Source organism: Pseudomonas sp. PS01298 (genome assembly GCF_029959745.1).
Taxonomy (GTDB): domain Bacteria; phylum Pseudomonadota; class Gammaproteobacteria; order Pseudomonadales; family Pseudomonadaceae; genus Aquipseudomonas; species Aquipseudomonas aylmerensis.
This window is the reverse complement of record NZ_JASCPP010000121.1, coordinates 1-17384: the sequence shown is the minus strand read 5'-3', so window position 1 is coordinate 17384 and position 17384 is coordinate 1. Positions and strand designations below refer to the sequence as shown.

The window sequence follows — 17384 nt, the reverse complement described above, 5'->3', positions numbered from 1 at the left end:
CGCGAATGGGGTCTGTCAGTACTGGATTGGGTGACTGACACTGCGCATTCGCGAGCAAGCCCGCTCCCACATTGGTATGGTGGCGTCTGCCAAACCGCCGCAGCAAGGAGCAATTATGTCGACCGCTGTCCGTACTGCCCAACCCGCCGATGCCGAGGGAATCAGCCAGGTCATCCTGGCGGCCTTGCACAGCAGCAATGCGCGGGATTACCCCGCGGATGTGATTGCCCGGGTAGCGGCTAACTTCACCCCCGATGCAGTGCTGGCATTGCTGACGCGCCGGGTGGTGCTGGTGGCGGTGCAGGAGCAGGTGATTGTCGCCACGGCCGCCCTGGACGCCAATGTGGTGCGCTCGGTGTTCGTCAATCCGGCGCTGCAAGGGCAGGGCATTGGCCGGCTGTTGATGATTGAAATCGAAGTGCGCGCCCGCGAGGCCGGGGTGACGGTGTTGAGTGTGCCGTCTTCGCTGACCGCCGAACCGTTCTATACCAAGCTGGGGTTTCAAACGGTCCGCGATGTTTACCACGGCAACGAGCGCACCTTGGTGATGGAGAAGACGCTGTTGTCGCGCCATCCCATCGGGCTTTATCGCGACCGCCAGCACCGGGCGCAGGTGGTGGCGTTGTGGCAGGAGGCATTCGGGTATGACACCGCGCACAACCTGCCAACCCTGGCTATTGATAAGAAGCTGGCCGTCAACGATGGGCTGTTTTTCGTGGCAACGGATAAGAAGGTGGTGATCGGCACGATTCTGGCCGGCTACGACGGCCATCGCGGCTGGCTGTATTCGGTAGCCGTGCACGCTGATTATCGGCGTCATGGCCTGGGTTCCTCGCTGGTGCGCTATGCCGAGCAGGCATTGACGGCCCTGGGCTGCATGAAGATCAATCTGCAGGTCACCAGTGGCAACGAGGCGGTGGCGGGGTTCTACGAGGCGTTGGGGTATGGGGTGGAGGCGAGGATCAGCATGGGCAAGAAGATTGCCGCGAACATCCCCAAGAGCGGGGCATAAACCGGTAGGAGCCGGCTTGCCGGCGATGAGGCCCTTGAGTCCAATGCGGTATTCAAGGTAGTCATCGCCGGCAAGCCGGCTCCTACAGTGGCGTGTGGCTCAGCCGGGTGTGGGCTGTCAGACCTTGACGATCCAGCCCGCCGGGGCTTCGATGTCGCCGGTTTGCACGCCGGTCAGCTCTTTGTAGAGCTGTTGGGTGATCGGGCCGACTTCGGTTTCGCTGTGGAACACGTGCAGCTTGCCGTTGTACTGGATGCCGCCGATTGGCGAGATCACGGCGGCAGTGCCGCAGGCGCCGGCTTCCTTGAAGTCCGCCAGTTTGTCGATGAACACTTCGCCCTCGATCACTTCCAGGCCCAGGCGGGTCTTGGCCAGTTCGATCAACGACAGGCGGGTGATGCCTGGCAGCACCGAAGGCGACTTCGGCGTGATGAACTTGTTGTCGTGGGTGATCCCGAAGAAGTTCGCCGAGCCGACTTCCTCGATCTTCGAGTGGGTCATCGGGTCCAGGTAGATCGCGTCGGCGAAGCCGGATTTCTTCGCTTCGGAACCCGGCATCAGGCTGGCGGCGTAGTTGCCACCGACCTTGGCGGCACCGGTGCCCTGTGGCGCGGCGCGGTCGAAGGTGGAGATCTGGAAGTTGTGCGGCACCAGGCCGCCCTTGAAGTAGGCACCGACCGGGATCGCGAACACCGAGAAGATGAACTCCGGCGCGGTACGCACGCCGATGTTGTCACCGGTGCCGATCACGAACGGGCGCAGGTACAGCGCGCCGCCACTGCCGTACGGCGGGATGAAGCGCTCGTTGGCCTTGACCACTTGTTTGCAGGCTTCAATGAAGTCTTCGGTCGACACATGTGGCATCAGCAGGCGGGCGCAGCTGCGTTGCATGCGGGCGGCGTTCTGGTCCGGGCGGAACAGGTTGATCGAGCCGTCCTTGCAACGGTAGGCCTTGAGGCCTTCGAAGCACTGCTGGCCATAGTGCAGGGCGGTGGAGCCCTCGCTGATGTGCAGCACGTTGTCGTCGGTCAGGGTGCCTTTTTGCCACTCACCGTCTTTCCAGACTTGGAGAAACCGTTTGTCGGTCTTGATGTAGTCAAAACCCAGCTTGTCCCAATTGATGCTTTCGTTACCCATGACACCCTCTATCTCTGGTCAACCGCCTGGTCGAAGGCAGGCTTGTCGGTTTTTTTCTGGATGGGCGCAACAATACTTCATTCTTGGCCGGTGTGGGAGCGGGTGGGCGGGCCATTCAGCAGCTGTATTGGCTGATCCACCGCTATCGCAGGCAAGCCAGCGCCCCCATTTGCAATGCATTTTACCTGTGGGAGCTGGCTTGCCTGCGATGGCCTCACCGCGGTTGTTAAAGGTGCAGCGCGTGGCCCAGGGCCCTTAAAGCGGCTTCCTGCACGGCTTCGCCGAGCGTCGGATGGGCGTGGATGGTGCCGGCCACGTCTTCCAGGCGCGCGCCCATTTCCAGGCTCAGGCCGAAGGCGGTGGACAGCTCGGACACGCCGACGCCCACGGCCTGCCAGCCGACGATCAGGTGATTGTCACGCCGCGCCACCACCCGCACGAAGCCGGTTTTCGACTCCAGGGTCATGGCCCGGCCATTCGCCGCGAACGGGAAACTCGACACGATGCAATCCAGTCCGGCCGCCTTGGCCTCGTCCGGGGTCTTGCCGACCACCACCAGCTCGGGGTCGGTGAAACACACGGCCGGGATGGCCGCCGGGTTGAATTCGCGGGACTTGCCGCTGATCAGTTCGGCGACCATTTCACCCTGGGCCATGGCGCGGTGCGCGAGCATCGGTTCGCCGCTGAGGTCACCGATCGCCCACACATTGCGCATGCTGGTCTGGCAACGGCTGTCGATCTTGATCGCGGCGCCATTCATTTCCAGGTTCAGTGCCTCGAGGTTCCAACCCTGGGTGTTGGGTCTGCGACCCACGGCAACCAGTACCTGATCGGCGTCCAGCGACACGGTGTCGCCATTCGGATCACGGACCTGCAGGCTATTGTTGTCGAACCCGGTGACGCTGTGCTTGAGGTACAGCTTCACGCCCAGGTGCTTGAGGGATTCGGCCACCGGCTGGGTCAGCTCGGCGTCGTAGGCGGGCAGGATGCGGTCCTGCGCTTCGACGACGCTGACTTGCGCGCCAAGCTTGCGATAGGCAATCCCCAGCTCCAGGCCGATATAACCGCCACCGACCACGATCAGGCGCTTGGGCACACGAGTTGGCGCCAGGGCTTCGGTGGAGGAAATGATCGGCCCGCCAATCGGCAACATCGGCAGGTTGACGCTTTTCGAACCGGTGGCCAGCAGCAGGTGCTCACACTGGATGCGTTGGTCGCCGACGTCGACGGTCTTGCCGTCCACCACCTTGGCCCAGCCGTGGATCACCTGCACCTTGTGCTTCTTCAGCAGCGCGGCAACGCCGGTGGTCAGGCGGTCGACGATGCCATCTTTCCATTCCACGCTCTTGCGGATGTCCAGGGTTGGCACGTCCACTTCGATGCCCAGTTGCGAACCCTGGCTGTGGTGGATGGTTTGCTGGAACTGTTCGGCCACGTGGATCAGGGCCTTGGACGGGATGCAGCCGATGTTCAGGCAGGTGCCGCCCAGCGCCTGGCCTTCCACCAGGATGGTCGGGATGCCCAGCTGGCCAGCCCGGATCGCTGCCACATAACCGCCAGGTCCGCCGCCGATGATCAGCAGCGTGGTATTCAATGTCTGAGTCATGCCCTTACTCCAGGAACAGGCTGGCGGGTTGTTCGAGCAGGCCACGGATGGCCTGGATGAATTGCGCCGCGTCCATGCCATCGACCACGCGGTGGTCGAAGGAGCTGGAGAGGTTCATCATCTTGCGCACCACGATCTGGCCCTTGATCACCATCGGTCGCTCAACGATACGGTTGACGCCGACGATGGCCACTTCGGGCAAGTTCAGCACCGGGGTGCTGACGATGCCGCCGAGCGCGCCCAGGCTGGTCAGGGTAATGGTCGAACCCGACAATTCATCGCGGCTGGCCTTGCCATTGCGTGCGGCCGTGGCCAGGCGCGCGATTTCCTCGGCGTTGCCCCACAGGCTGCGGGCTTCGGCGTGTCGCACCACCGGTACCATCAGGCCGACGTCGCTCTGGGTGGCGACACCCACATGCACCGCGCCGAGGCGGGTGATGACCTGGGCTTCGTCGTCATAGCGCGCGTTGATCTGCGGGAAGTCGCGCAACGCCACGACCATCGCCCGCACGATAAACGGCAGCAGGGTCAGCTTGCCGCGGGTGGCGCCATGCTTCTCGTTGAGGTGCACGCGCAGCTCGTCGAGGGCGGTGACGTCGATCTCTTCCACGTAGCTGAAATGCGCGGCGCGCCGGGTGGCATCCTGCATGCGCTGGGCGATCTTGCGGCGCATGCCGATCACCGGGATCTGTTCTTCGCTGGTGCGTTCGGCGTAGGGGTTGGCAGCGCTGTGAGTGTGCGCCGGGCGCTGCAGCAAGTAAGCGTCCAGGTCTTCATGCAGAATGCGCCCCGCCGGGCCGGAGCCCTGGACGAGGCGCAGCTGGATCCCGGCATCCAGCGCATGCTTGCGCACGGCGGGGGAGGCCAGCGGGCGTTCGTCGGCTTCACGCGCCACGGGCGCCTGGGCCTTGATGACTGCCGGTGCCGGCTTGCTTTCAACCGGCGCCGGTTTGGCTTCGACCACGGCAGCGGCTTTCACCGGTTCACTTACCGCGGGCGCTTCCTTGGCGTTACCGGCGCCTTCGACTTCAATACTGATCAAGATACTGCCCACGGCCATGACTTCACCCGGCTCGCCGCCGAGTGCAATCACCTTGCCGTGCACCGGCGAGGGAATGTCCACCATCGCCTTGTCGGTCATTACATCTGCCAGCACCTGGTCTTCGACGACCATGTCGCCGACCTTCACGTGCCATACCGACAGTTCAACTTCCGCGATGCCTTCGCCAATGTCCGGCATCTTGATAACGTGCGTGCCCATTCAGACCTCCATGACCCATTTCAACGCCGCGCCCACTCGGGACGGCCCTGGGAAATACGCCCACTCCTGCGCGTGCGGGTAGGGGGTGTCCCAACCGGTGACGCGTTCGATCGGCGCTTCCAGGTGATGGAAGCAATGCTCCTGCACCAGCGACACCAACTCGGCACCAAAGCCGCAGGTGCGGGTGGCTTCATGCACCACCACGCAACGGCCGGTCTTTTTCACCGACTTGACGATGGTTTCCAGGTCCAGTGGCCACAGGCTGCGCAGGTCGATGACTTCGGCATCGATACCGGTTTCCTCGGCGGCAACTTGCGACACATACACGGTGGTACCGTAGGTCAGCACGGTGACGGCCGAGCCCGGACGCACGATGGCGGCCACGTCCAGCGGCACGGTGTAGTAACCGTCCGGCACCTGCGCTTGCGGGTGCTTGGACCACGGCGTCACCGGGCGGTCGTGGTGGCCGTCGAACGGGCCGTTGTACAGGCGCTTGGGCTCGAGGAAGATCACCGGGTCATCGTTTTCGATCGAGGCGATCAGCAGGCCCTTGGCGTCATACGGGTTGGACGGCATCACGGTGCGCAGGCCGCAGACCTGGGTGAAGACCGCTTCGATACTCTGGCTGTGGGTCTGGCCGCCGTAGATGCCGCCGCCGCAAGGCATGCGCATGGTCAGCGGCGCAGTGAACTGGCCGGCCGAGCGATAACGCAGGCGCGCGGCTTCGGAGATGATCTGGTCGGTCGCCGGGTAGACGTAGTCGGCGAACTGGATTTCTGCCACCGGACGCAGGCCATAGGCGCCCATGCCAACGGCCACGCCGATAATGCCGCTTTCCGAGATCGGCGCGTCGAACACCCGCGAACTGCCGTACTTGGTCTGCAAGCCTTCGGTGCAACGGAATACGCCGCCGAAGTAACCGACGTCCTGGCCGAATACCACCACATTGTCGTCACGCTCAAGCATCACATCCATGGCCGAGCGCAGGGCCTGGATCATGGTCATGGTGGTGGTGGTCATGGCGGTTTCCAATTCGATGCTGTTGTTGTGATCGTTCATGTCAGATCCCCAACTCTTGACGCTGGCGCTTCAAGTGCTCCGGCATCTCTTTATAGACGTCTTCGAACATGGTCGCGGCGCTTGGAATCTGGCCACCGGCCAGGGTGCCGTACTGTTCGGCTTCTTTCTGGGCCGCAATCACTTCGGCTTCCAGTTCAGCGCTGACCGCCGCGTGCTCCTCTTCGGACCACTGGCCAATCTTGATCAGGTGCTGCTTGAGACGGGCAATCGGGTCGCCCAGCGGGAAGTGGCTCCAGTCGTCGGCAGGCCGGTATTTGGACGGATCATCGGAGGTTGAGTGCGGACCGGCGCGGTAGGTGACCCATTCGATCAGGGTCGGGCCGAGGTTGCGGCGCGCACGCTCGGCGGCCCAGGCGGAGGCGGCGTACACCGCGATGAAATCGTTGCCGTCGACCCGCAGGGAAGCGATGCCGCAGCCCACGCCGCGTCCGGCGAAGGTGGTGGCTTCACCGCCAGCGATAGCCTGGAAGGTGGAGATGGCCCATTGGTTGTTGACCACGTTGAGGATCACCGGCGCGCGGTAGACGTGGGCGAAGGTGAGGGCGGTGTGGAAGTCCGATTCGGCCGTGGCGCCGTCGCCGATCCAGGCGGAGGCGATCTTGGTATCGCCCTTGATCGCCGAGGCCATGCCCCAGCCCACACCTTGTACGAATTGGGTGGCGAGGTTGCCGGAAATGGTGAAGAAACCCGCGTCCTTGACCGAGTACATGATCGGCAGTTGGCGGCCCTTGAGCGGGTCGCGTTCGTTGGACAGCAGTTGGCAGATCAGGTCCACCAACGGCACGTCGCGGGCCATCAGGATGCTTTGCTGGCGGTAGGTGGGGAAGCACATGTCGTCGATGTTCAAGGCCAGGGCCTGGGCGCTGCCGATGGCTTCTTCGCCAAGGCTTTGCATGTAGAACGACATTTTTTTCTGACGCTGGGCGACGACCATGCGGTTGTCGAAGATGCGCGTCTTGAGCATCGCGCGCATGCCTTTGCGCAGGATCTCCACCGGGACGCCTTCGGCCCACGGGCCCAGGGCCTGGCCCTGGTCGTCGAGGACGCGGATCAGGCCCTTGGCCAGATCGGCGGTGTCGGCGGGTTCTATGTCGATGGCGGGTTTGCGCACCAGGCCGGCGTCGGTCAGGCGCAGGTAGGTAAAGTCGGTCTTGCAGCCGGGGCGGCCTGAGGGTTCAGGCACGTGCAGGCGCAGTGGTTCGTACTGCTGGGTCATGGCTTTCTACGCTCTATCTTGTGAATTTCTTGTAGTGGGCGCGCTAGCTGACAGTCAGTCTTCGGGTAGAAGAAATCTTGTCCTACAACAATCATAGGCGTGGCGTAGAAGAATATTTATCTGTGTTTCATTGCGCCCGGGATCATTTGCGGATAAAAAAACTGCATAAACATAATAAACAGGTGATTTTGTCTCATGCGCAAACTGGACCGTACCGATATCGGCATTCTCAACGCCCTGCAGGAGAATGCGCGGATCACCAACGCCGACCTCGCCCGCTCGGTCAACCTGTCGCCGACGCCGTGTTTCAACCGGGTCAAGGCGATGGAGGAACTTGGGCTGATTCGTGACCAGGTCACGCTGCTCGATGCCGACCTGCTGGGGCTGCACGTCAACGTGTTCATCCATGTGAGCCTGGAAAAGCAGAACGAACTGGCGTTGCAGCAGTTCGAGGGAGCGATTTCCGACCGTCCCGAGGTGATGGAGTGCTACCTGATGGCCGGCGACCCGGACTACCTGATCCGCGTGCTGGTGCCGACGATCCAGTCGCTGGAGCGCTTCATGATGGATTTCCTGACCAAGGTGCCGGGCGTGGCCAACATCCGCTCCAGCTTTGCGCTCAAGCAAGTGCGCTACAAAACCGCGCTGCCGCTGCCGGCCAATGGCATCAGCCTCGGCAACTGATTGACACCGCTCTCACAGTTCCAAGCACAGCCCAACATGTGGGAGCTGGCTTGCCTGCGAAAGCGGTGGGCCAGCCAGCTTATCTGCACCTGATACACCGCCATCGCGGGCAAGCCCGCTCCCACACGGGATCGACGTTTTTACAGTGGGTTGAGGGGGATCTTCAGATACGTCACGCCATAATCCTCAGCTGGCCACAGCGTCGACATCCCCACCCCTGACACAGCCGCGGACAAAGGTGGAACCTGGCTTGCCTGCGAAAGCGGTGGATCAGTCGCCGAATGCACCACCTGACGGATCGCCTTCGCGAGCAAGCCCGCTCCCACAGGGGATTGGGGGTGAGGCCTAGGTCCCCGGGTGCATGGAGATCGAATGTGGGAGCTGGCTTGCCTGCGAAAGCGGTGGGCCAGCCAGCTTATCTGCACCTGATACACCGCCATCGCAGGCAAGCCAGCTCCCACACGGGATCGATGTTTTTACAGTGGGTTGAGGGCGATCTTCAGGAACGTCACGCCATAATCCTCAGCCGGCAATAACCTCGACATCCCCAACCCTGACACAACCGAGGACAAATGTGGGAGCTGGCTTGCCTGCGAAAGCGCTGGGCCAGCCAGCTTATCTGCACCTGATACACCGCCATCGCCGACAAGCCAGCTCCCACTCGGGATCAATGTTTTTACAGTTGGTTGAGGGGGATCTTCAGGTACGTCACGCCATTCTCCTCAGCCGGCGGCAGATTGCCCGCGCGCACGTTCACCTGGATCGCCGGCAGCAGCAATGTCGGCATCCCCAGCCCGGCATCGCGCGTGGTGCGCATCGCGACAAACGCGTTTTCATCGACGCCGTCATGCACATGAATATTGCCCGCGCGCTGCTCGGCCACGGTTGTCAGGCACTTGGCCTCGCGGCCCTCGGGCGGATAGTCATGGCACACATACAGCTGGGTCTGCGGGGGAAACGCCAAGAGCTTGCGCATCGACGCATACAACTGCCGCGCATCGCCGCCGGGGAAGTCGCAGCGCGCCGTGCCCACGTCCGGCATGAACAACGTGTCGCCCACCAGGATCAACCGGTCGTCGATCAGGTAAGCCATGTCCGCCGGCGTATGCCCCGGCACGTGCAGCGCCTGGGCCTTGAGGTTGCCGATATGAAACACCTCGTCCGGCGCAAACAGGTGGTCGAACTGCGAGCCGTCCACGCGAAACTCCGGCTCCAGGTTGAACAGGTGCTTGAAGACGCCCTGCACCTTGCTGATGGACGCGCCGATGGCAATCTTGCCGCCCAGGAGGCGACGCAGGTAGGGCGCCGCGGACAGGTGATCGGCGTGCGCGTGGGTTTCCAGCAGCCATTGCACGTGCAGGTCGTGCTCGCGGACGAAGGCGATGACCTTGTCGGCCTGGGCCGTGTCGGTGCGCCCCGAAGCCGGGTCGTAGTTGAGCACCGAGTCAACGATGGCGCAGGGGCCACCGTCGGTTTCATGCACGACGTAGGTGTAGGTCGACGATGCCTCGTCCAGAAAGGCTTGAATCAACGCTGGCATGGCGGCGGTCCCTGGTGAAGAAAAAAGTGGTTACAATCAGTTTACATTTACACATAATGTTTTGAGCTTAAGTGACAGAAAGGACCCGAGGCAAATGGAATCTACTCTGAGTGAGGGCGAAGTCGCCCAGTTGCGCGCATCGGCGTCCAAGGCCTGTTCCTTGCTCAAGGCGCTGGCCAACGAAGACCGTTTGTTGATCCTCTGCCAGCTGACCCAGGGCGAGCGCAACGTCGGCGAGCTGGAAACCATGACCGGCGTGCGCCAACCGACGCTGTCACAACAGTTGGGCATCTTGCGCGATGAAGGGTTGGTCGCCACCCGTCGGGAAGGCAAATACATCTTCTACGGGCTGGCCAGCCACGAAGTGATCCAAGTGATGAAGACCTTGTCCGGGCTGTACTGCGGCGCGGTCATGAAAAGCTGGGCGTGACGCCATCCGGCAGCGACCCTTGTGTGCATGTATAAGAAAGGCGATCGACCATGAATGACCAACACTGGGGCCCTACCATCAGTGGCGATATCGTAGTCATCGGCGGCGGTTCGGCAGGCATCGGCCTGCTGGCCAGCCTGCTCAAGCGCGACCCCCACCTGAACATCACCCTGATCGAACCCAGCGACCACCATTGCTACCAGCCGGCCTGGACGTTGGTGGGCGGTGGTGCCTATGACCTGGAAAAGACCCGCCGCCCGCTGGCCGATGTGCTGCCCAATGGCGTGACCTGGGTGCAGGCTGCGGTCACCGAGCTGTTGCCCGACGAACACACCCTGGTACTCGACAACGGCCAGCGCGTGACCTGGCAAAACCTCATCGTCTGCCCCGGCCTGCGCCTGGCCTGGGAGAAAATCGAGGGGCTGCAGGACACGCTGGGCCGCAATGGCGTGACCTCCAACTACAGCTATCAGTACGCGGCCTACACCTGGCAGTTGGTGCAGCAATTGAAGGGCGGCAAGGCGATCTTTACCCAGCCGGCGATGCCGATCAAATGCGCGGGCGCACCGCAGAAGGCCCTGTACCTGTCCTGCGACCATTGGCTCAAGCAAGGCCATCTGAACAATATCGACGTCGAATTCAACCTCGCCGGCGCGGCGCTGTTTGGGGTCGCGACCTTCGTGCCGCCGCTGATGAAATACGTGGAGAAGTACAACGCCCGCCTGGCATTCAATGCCAACCTGGTGAAAGTCGACGGCCCGGCACGCAAGGCCTGGTTCGACGTGAAGGATGCCGAGGGCAACGTCACCGTGGTCGAGAAATCCTTCGACCTGCTGCACGTGGTGCCACCCCAGGTCGCACCGGAGTTTATCCACCAGAGCGCGCTGGCCGACGCCGCCGGTTGGTGCGAAGTGAACCCCCATAGCCTGCAACACCTGCGCTACCCGCACATCTTCGGGCTGGGCGATGTGTGCGGCACCACCAACGCCAAGACCGCTGCCGCCGTGCGCAAGCAAATCGTGGTGGTCGCCGAAAACCTGCTGGCCCTGCGCAAACAGGCGCCATTGCCGCTCAAATACGACGGCTACGGCTCCTGCCCGCTGACGGTGGAGAAGGGCAAGGTGGTGCTGGCCGAGTTCGGCTATGGCGGCAAGCTGTTGCCGACCTTTCCCCTCGACCCGACCCGCGCGCGGCGTTCGATGTGGTTCCTCAAGGCGACGTTGCTGCCGTGGTTCTACTGGAACGGCATGCTCAAGGGGCGCGAGTGGCTGACCCGCTTGAGCAAGGTGGACTGAATGCTGCTGGCGAGTGTTTTAGGCATCTTGATGGGCCTGGTCATGGGCTTGACCGGCGCGGGCGGCGGCATCCTTGGCGTGCCGGCGTTGGTGCTCGGCTTGGGCCTGAGCATGACCCAGGCCGCGCCCGTGTCCTTGCTGGCGGTGGGCGCAGCGGCGGCGGTGGGCGCGATTGACGGCCTGCGCCATGGCCTGGTGCGGTACCGTGCCGCGCTGTTGATCGCCTTGCTCGGCGCGCTGTTCTCGCCGCTGGGGGTGTTCCTTGCCCACCAGATGCCGGAAGCGCTGCTGATGGGCCTGTTCAGCGCGCTGATGGTGCTGGTGGCCTGGCGCATGTTGCAGCGCGAAAAGGTCGAAGCCGGGCCGAGTGACCATGGCGCCGCGTCCTGGGGCCAGAAGAACTGCATGCTCGACCAGCAGACCGGGCGCCTGGCCTGGACCGCCAAGTGCAGCGCGACACTCGCCGCCCTTGGTGCGGTCACGGGCGCCGTGTCCGGACTGCTCGGGGTCGGCGGTGGCTTCCTGATCGTGCCGGCGTTCAAGCAACTCACCGATGTGCAGATGCGCGGCATCGTCGCCACTTCGCTGATGGTGATCAGCCTGATCTCGCTGATCGGCGTGGTCGGCGCGTTCCACGCCGGTGTGCGCATCGAGTCGATGGGCTGGGTGTTCATCGCCGCGAGCATTGTCGGCATGTTGATCGGCCGGCGCCTGTGCTCGGTGATCCCCGCGCGGACCCTGCAGGTCGGGTTTGCCAGCCTGTGCGTGCTGGTAGCGGCCGGCATGTTGGTCAAGGCGGCGGTCTGATGTGAAACGCCGCGACGCCACGACAATTCATCCCATCGCATCCCCCCATCCAGTACCCAAGTAGCATAGGTCCCACCCCCGGGCCTTCGTACACTCATGCTTCAGAGGGGGAACCAGCGATGCACAACAGTGAAGGCGTAGTCAGTGCCATGTCCCAGGCCGCCGATGCCGGGCAGGCGGCCGAGGAGTTGGCGCGGCAACTGCTGCATCCGTACCTGGGGTTCGTGCTGTTTTTCTGTTCCGCTTCCTACGACCTCCAGGCACTCGGCCAGGCCCTGCAGCAGTGCTTTGGCAGTGTGCGTGTGGTGGGTTGCACCAGTGCCGGCGAGATCACGCCCCAAGGTTATGGCCGCAATTGCATCACGGCGGTGGGGTTCAATCATGCGCACTTCTCCATTGCCACCGAACTCATCGACCAGGTTGAACACTTCAGCCTGATCAACGCCCAGGACATGGTCGAGCGGCTGGTCGGCGGCTGTCGCAGCAATACCCTGGCGCCGATCAAAGGGAATACCTTCGCCCTGACCTTGCTCGATGGCCTGTCCAGCCGTGAAGAAATGGTGCTCGCCGCGCTCAGCGCGGCGCTCGGCGACATCCCGCACTTCGGCGGTTCGGCCGGTGATGACAACTTCCTCACCGACACCCACGTGTACTTCAACGGCGCCTTCCACAGCGGCGCGGCAGTGGTGGTGCTGGTCAACACCTGGCTGGACTTCGAGGTCTTCACCACCCACCACATCCTGCCGCGCACCGAGAAGCTGGTGGTGACCGGCGCCGACAGCCCGTCACGCCGTGTGTTCGAGCTCAACGCCGAACCCGCCGCCGAGGAGTACGCGCGGCACATCGGCGTGGCCGTGGCCGACCTCGACCACCGCCTCTTCGCCGCCCACCCACTCGCGGTGCGCATCCACGACCAGTACTACGTGCGCGCGATCCAGCAAGTGCACGCCGACCTGAGCCTGAGTTTCTACTGCGCGGTGGAAAACGGCATCGTCCTCACCGTGATGAAGCCCGGGCCGATCCTGCCGAACCTGCAAGGCCTGTTCGATGGCCTGCACGCGCGCCTCGGCGACCTGCTGCTGACCATCGGCTGCGACTGCTTCCTGCGCCGCCTGGAGCTGGAAGACACCGGCACCCTGGAGCAGATCGGTGGCTTGCTGCGTGACCAGCGGGTGATGGGGTTCAACACCTACGGAGAACAGTTCAATGGCATGCACATCAACCAGACCTTCACCGGGGTCGCCATTGCCCGTGGCCGGCGCTGAGCTGCTCGCCGAGGTCGCCCGGCTGCAACAGGACAACCACAAGCTGGCACGGATCAATGCGGCGTTGATCGAGCGCATCGAGTCCGGCATGACCCAGGGCAACAATCCCTACACCACCTTTCAGCATTCAGTGGTGCTGGCCGAGCAAGTCCGCGAACGCACCGACGCGCTGAACCAGGCGATGGCCGAACTCAAGGCCAGCAACCACCTGCTGATCAACGCCCGGCTGCGTGCCGAAGCCCTGCGCGGCGAACAGATAGCGGCGCAGCAGGCCCAGGCCAGCGAGCGCTGGATTCGCCTGATCACCGACAACGTGCCGGCCCTGATCGGCTACCTGAATGCCGACCTGGTCTACGAGTTCACCAATAAAGTCTATGAAGAATGGTACTGCTGGCCGCGCGGGATGATGCTTGGCCAGAGCCTGCGCGAAGTCCACAGCGAGCAGCATTGCCAGCGCCTGGATGCCTACGTCGCCCGCGCCCTGGCCGGGGAGAGCGTGACCTTTGAGTTCGCCGAGACCAACATCAATAACCAGGAGCGCTACATGCTGCGCTCCTATGTGCCGAACATGCTCGCCAGCGGTGAAGTGGTGGGGATTTTCGTGCTGATTCGCGACATCACCGAACGCCGGCGCACCGCCGAAGCCCTGCACCAGGCCTATCAGCACCTGGAGCAGCGCGTGGCCCAACGCACCTCGGAACTGACCTCGCTCAACGGCCAGTTGTTGAAGGAAATCGATGAGCGCCGGCGCATGGAGGCACGCCTGCGCGAGGCCAAGCGCGAGGCCGAGCAGGCCAACCTGTCGAAAACCAAATTCCTCGCCGCCGTCAGCCACGACCTCCTGCAACCGCTGAACGCGGCGCGGCTGTTTACCAGTGCATTACTGGAACGCCCCAGCGAAACCCTGGTGCGCAACGTGAGCAATTCCCTGGAAGACGTGGAAAACCTGCTGGGCACCCTGGTGGATATTTCCAAGCTGGATGCCGGGGTGATCAAGGCCGATATCGCCCCGTTCGCCCTGAGCGAATTGCTCGATAACCTGGCGGCGGAGTACACCGAGCTGGCCCGCAGCGAAGGCCTGCAGCTGCATTTTGTCGGCTGCTCGGCGCTGGTGCACAGTGACATCCAGCTGCTCGCGCGGATCCTGCGCAACCTGCTCAGCAACGCGATTCGCTATACCTACAAGGGCCGCGTGGTGCTGGGCTGCCGACGCCAGCACCAGCGCGTGTTGATCCAGGTATGGGACAGCGGCATGGGCATTGCCGAGGAGCGGCTGGAGGAGATTTTCCAGGAGTTCAAGCGCGGTGATGTGCAGCGCCCGGACCAGGATCGCGGCCTGGGCCTGGGGCTGGCGATCGTGGAGAAAATCGCCGGGATACTCGGCCATCGCATCAGCGTCAGGTCCTGGCCGGGCCAGGGCTCGATGTTTTCGGTGGAGGTGCCGTTGAGCACCACCGCGCCCAGGTCCTTGCCGATACCGTGCATGAGCGAGCCGCTGCTGGAGCGCCTGCAGGGCGCGCGGGTGTGGGTGCTGGATAACGATGCGGCGATCTGCGCGGGAATGCGCACCTTGCTCGAAGGCTGGGGCTGTTGCGTGGTGACGGCGTTGTCAGAGCAGGACCTGGCGCGGCAAGTGGACAACTACCATGCCGAGGCGGACCTGCTGATCGCCGACTACCACCTCGACCACGACCAGAACGGCGTGGACGCCGTCGCCCGCATCAACGCCCGGCGCGGTCGTGCGATCCCGGCGATGATGATCACCGCCAACTACAGCAATGAGTTGAAGCTGCAGATCCGCGAGCTGGGGCACACGCTGATGCACAAGCCGGTGCGGCCGATGAAGCTCAAGACGGCGATGAGTCACTTGCTCGGCCAACACGTCGCCCTGTAGGCGTGGGGAACTGGGCAGGATCAGCGGCGCAGGTAGGAGCCGAAATCAATGTCCCCGGCACTGAGGATCGCCTGCACCCGGTTATGCACATTCAATTTGCGCAGGATCGCCGACACATGAGCCTTCACCGTGGTCTCGGCAATCTCCAGGGTGTAGGCGATCTGCTTGTTCGACTCGCCCTTGGTCATGCGCTCCAGCACCAGCAGCTGCTTGCGGGTCAGGGCTTGCAGCAGCTCGGGGGCGAAGCCGGGGTTTTCGTTGAGGCGCCGGTGCGTGCCGGGCTTCTGGGTGCGGATGATGTCCGGCGGCAGGTACACATTGCCGTTGAGAATCTGCTGGATCGCCTCGGTCATTTGCAGGCGCGGCGAGGACTTGGTGATAAACCCCACGGCGCCATAGGTGATGGCCTGCAGCACGATCTGCTTGTCCTGTTCGGCGGAGACAATAACTACCGGGATGGTCGGCGATTCGTTGCGCAGGTTGATCAGGCCATTGAGGCCGTGCATGCCGGGCATGTTCAGGTCGAGCAGGATCAGGTCGAGGTCGTCGTGTTCCTGGGTCAGCGCGAGGGCACTGTCCAGGTCGGCGGTTTCCATCACGTCGCTGCCGGGGAACCCGTCGCTGATGACGTTATGGATCGCCTCGCGAAACAGCGGGTGATCGTCGGCAATCAGAATTTTGTACATGGCCGTTCACCTTCTTGTTGTGGATTTTTATTCAAAGGGTTCGGGTGCTGCAGCCGTCACTGGCAGTTTCGCCGCTTCCCATGCGTCCAAGCCATCGCGGTACCAATACACAGAGGTATAGCCCAGGTTGGCGGCTCGTTTTACCGCGTTCCAACTCAGCCAGCAATCGGCGCGGCAATAGAACACCAGCGGCCGGTTCAGGTCGCCGTGGGTGTATTTGTACAGGTGCCGCACGAAATAACCCTGCCATTCCGGCGTGAGGTCGCCGTCGCCGGTATTGGCCAGCCAGTGGCTGCCGGGCACGTTGGCATGCGGCTGGTCCTCGATGAAGCGGCCTTGCAGCCACTGGCGGCGGTACACATCGACCAGCACCGGCGCGGGCGTCTGGCGCAGCAGGGTTTGCAGGGCCTGGGTGTCGACAATCGTCGCGCCTGGCAATTGGTCGGGCGTAGGGCTGCGGTATAGGCTGAGACGGTAGCCTTCGGCGGAAAACAGCGGGGTGTCGGCGCAGGTGTAGCCGACGAACAGGCACAGCAGTGCCACGAGGGGCAGTCGAGCGGGCAGCATGGCAAGGCAATCCTTATCGTTATGCGCCCATTACACGTGAGTCGCGCTGCCTTGGGAATGCGACGATAGACAGCAAAACCAGTACCAAAGTAGTAGGTCGCGGCAGGCCCCGGGGTTCTAGCATGGGGAAGATACGCTGCCATTGGAGGCACTATGAACATCCTGCTGGTCGATGATCACGCCGTGGTCCGCCTGGGGTATGCCGGCCTGCTGCGCCACGGGCTGCCGGGCGTGGTGGTCCGTGAAGCGGCGAGCGGCGAGGAGGCCCTGGCGCGGGTGCACGAGGCGGTGCCCGCGCTGGTGATCATCGGCTTCGGCCTGCCGGGGATCAGCGGCCTGGAAACCACTCGCCGCCTGCGCCAGCGCCTGCCGCAGTTGCGCGTATTGTTCTTCAGCCAGCATGCGGAACTGCCGGTGGTGCGCCAGGCCCTGGACGCCGGCGCCGCCGGTTACCTGACCAAAAACGCCTCGCCGGCGGTGATGCTTGAGGCGGTGCAGCGCATCCTCGACGGCCACACCTACATCGAGCAGGACCTGGCCACGCAACTGGCCTATCACCCCACCGACCGTCGCCTGCAGGGCATGACCCAGCGCGAGCTGGAGATTTTCCTGATGCTCGCCAAAGGCACCCCGGCACGCTCTATCGCGGCCCAGCTGAGTATCAGCAGCAAGACCGTGTCCAACCACCTGACCTTGCTCAAGAGTAAGTTGCAGGTGAGTTCCCATGCCGAACTGGTCCACCTGGGCATCGATATGGGCGTAGTGCGAGTGGCGGGCTGATCTCTACCTGATGCACGCGGACCCTGTGGGAGTGGGCTTGCTCGCGAATACGCGGTGTCAGTTTCAGGTGTGCTGACTGACCCGGCGCTTTCGCGAGCAAGCCCGCGCCCACATGTTGATCCAC

Annotated in this window: 15 protein-coding genes and 1 pseudogene; 8 read left to right on the top strand and 8 right to left on the bottom strand. The window is 63.3% G+C overall.

The window, feature by feature from the left end; genetic code table 11:
* Positions 1 to 115 precede the first annotated feature (115 nt).
* Positions 116 to 1012: a GNAT family acetyltransferase gene (locus tag QMX97_RS27665; protein WP_083221379.1), complete on the top strand. Its 897-nt coding sequence runs from the start codon at positions 116 to 118 to the stop codon at positions 1010 to 1012.
* Between the two features lie 117 nt (positions 1013 to 1129).
* Here QMX97_RS27665 and QMX97_RS27660 read toward each other — a convergent pair whose 3' ends face one another.
* The 5 genes from QMX97_RS27660 to QMX97_RS27640 all read right to left on the bottom strand — a co-directional run bounded on the left by QMX97_RS27660 (position 1130) and on the right by QMX97_RS27640 (position 7312).
* Positions 1130 to 2149 carry a branched-chain amino acid aminotransferase gene (locus QMX97_RS27660; protein WP_065903971.1) on the bottom strand — a complete coding sequence of 340 codons (1020 nt, stop codon included), beginning with the start codon at positions 2147 to 2149 and terminating at the stop codon, positions 1130 to 1132.
* A 226-nt stretch (positions 2150 to 2375) separates the two neighbouring features.
* Positions 2376 to 3755, bottom strand: a complete 1380-nt coding sequence (gene lpdA, locus QMX97_RS27655) for a dihydrolipoyl dehydrogenase (protein WP_065903968.1) — start codon at positions 3753 to 3755, stop codon at positions 2376 to 2378.
* Between the two features lie 4 nt (positions 3756 to 3759).
* Positions 3760 to 5016, bottom strand: coding sequence for a dihydrolipoamide acetyltransferase family protein (locus QMX97_RS27650; RefSeq protein WP_282397954.1), 1257 nt, complete (start codon positions 5014 to 5016; stop codon positions 3760 to 3762).
* Positions 5017 to 6075 (bottom strand): alpha-ketoacid dehydrogenase subunit beta, encoded by a 1059-nt coding sequence (locus QMX97_RS27645; RefSeq protein WP_282397953.1) that lies wholly within the window; start codon positions 6073 to 6075, stop codon positions 5017 to 5019.
* 1 nt (position 6076) lies between these two features.
* On the bottom strand, positions 6077 to 7312 hold the full coding sequence (locus tag QMX97_RS27640; RefSeq protein WP_282397952.1) for a 3-methyl-2-oxobutanoate dehydrogenase (2-methylpropanoyl-transferring) subunit alpha: 1236 nt from the start codon (positions 7310 to 7312) through the stop codon (positions 6077 to 6079).
* 195 nt (positions 7313 to 7507) lie between these two features.
* Between QMX97_RS27640 and bkdR the strand changes: the two genes are divergently transcribed.
* Positions 7508 to 7996 carry a Bkd operon transcriptional regulator BkdR gene (gene bkdR, locus QMX97_RS27635; protein ID WP_056861361.1) on the top strand — a complete coding sequence of 163 codons (489 nt, stop codon included), beginning with the start codon at positions 7508 to 7510 and terminating at the stop codon, positions 7994 to 7996.
* 676 nt (positions 7997 to 8672) lie between these two features.
* Here bkdR and QMX97_RS27630 read toward each other — a convergent pair.
* A complete protein-coding gene (locus QMX97_RS27630) occupies positions 8673 to 9536 on the bottom strand; it encodes an MBL fold metallo-hydrolase (RefSeq protein WP_282397951.1) in 864 nt (287 codons plus the stop codon).
* Positions 9537 to 9630: 94 nt separating this feature from the next.
* Here QMX97_RS27630 and QMX97_RS27625 point away from each other — a divergent pair, with 94 nt between their 5' ends.
* From QMX97_RS27625 to QMX97_RS27605, 5 genes and pseudogenes are all read left to right on the top strand, one after another.
* Positions 9631 to 9966 carry a metalloregulator ArsR/SmtB family transcription factor gene (locus QMX97_RS27625; RefSeq protein WP_053256978.1) on the top strand — a complete coding sequence of 112 codons (336 nt, stop codon included), beginning with the start codon at positions 9631 to 9633 and terminating at the stop codon, positions 9964 to 9966.
* Between the two features lie 50 nt (positions 9967 to 10016).
* The gene (locus QMX97_RS27620; protein WP_262134161.1) at positions 10017 to 11261 is read left to right on the top strand and encodes an FAD/NAD(P)-binding oxidoreductase; all 1245 of its coding nucleotides are present in this window, start codon (positions 10017 to 10019) and stop codon (positions 11259 to 11261) included.
* Complete coding sequence (locus tag QMX97_RS27615) at positions 11262 to 12068, top strand: sulfite exporter TauE/SafE family protein (protein ID WP_120449063.1); 807 nt, start codon at positions 11262 to 11264, stop codon at positions 12066 to 12068.
* A 119-nt stretch (positions 12069 to 12187) separates the two neighbouring features.
* Complete coding sequence (gene nosP, locus QMX97_RS27610) at positions 12188 to 13333, top strand: nitric oxide-sensing protein NosP (protein ID WP_065903949.1); 1146 nt, start codon at positions 12188 to 12190, stop codon at positions 13331 to 13333.
* 277 nt (positions 13334 to 13610) lie between these two features.
* Positions 13611 to 15227 (top strand): annotated as a pseudogene (locus QMX97_RS27605) (NahK/ErcS family hybrid sensor histidine kinase/response regulator); the annotation flags it as partial.
* A 20-nt stretch (positions 15228 to 15247) separates the two neighbouring features.
* Here the strand turns inward: QMX97_RS27605 and QMX97_RS27600 are convergent.
* Both QMX97_RS27600 and QMX97_RS27595 read right to left on the bottom strand, forming a co-directional pair.
* Entirely contained in the window at positions 15248 to 15913 is a 666-nt protein-coding gene (locus QMX97_RS27600; protein WP_065903944.1) for a response regulator transcription factor, read from the bottom strand.
* A gap of 27 nt (positions 15914 to 15940) precedes the next feature.
* Positions 15941 to 16480 carry a PQQ-dependent catabolism-associated CXXCW motif protein gene (locus QMX97_RS27595; protein ID WP_282397950.1) on the bottom strand — a complete coding sequence of 180 codons (540 nt, stop codon included), beginning with the start codon at positions 16478 to 16480 and terminating at the stop codon, positions 15941 to 15943.
* Between the two features lie 153 nt (positions 16481 to 16633).
* On the opposite strand from QMX97_RS27595, the gene QMX97_RS27590 reads away from it, so the two are divergent.
* Positions 16634 to 17260 (top strand): response regulator transcription factor, encoded by a 627-nt coding sequence (locus tag QMX97_RS27590; protein WP_065903938.1) that lies wholly within the window; start codon positions 16634 to 16636, stop codon positions 17258 to 17260.
* Positions 17261 to 17384 lie beyond the last annotated feature (124 nt).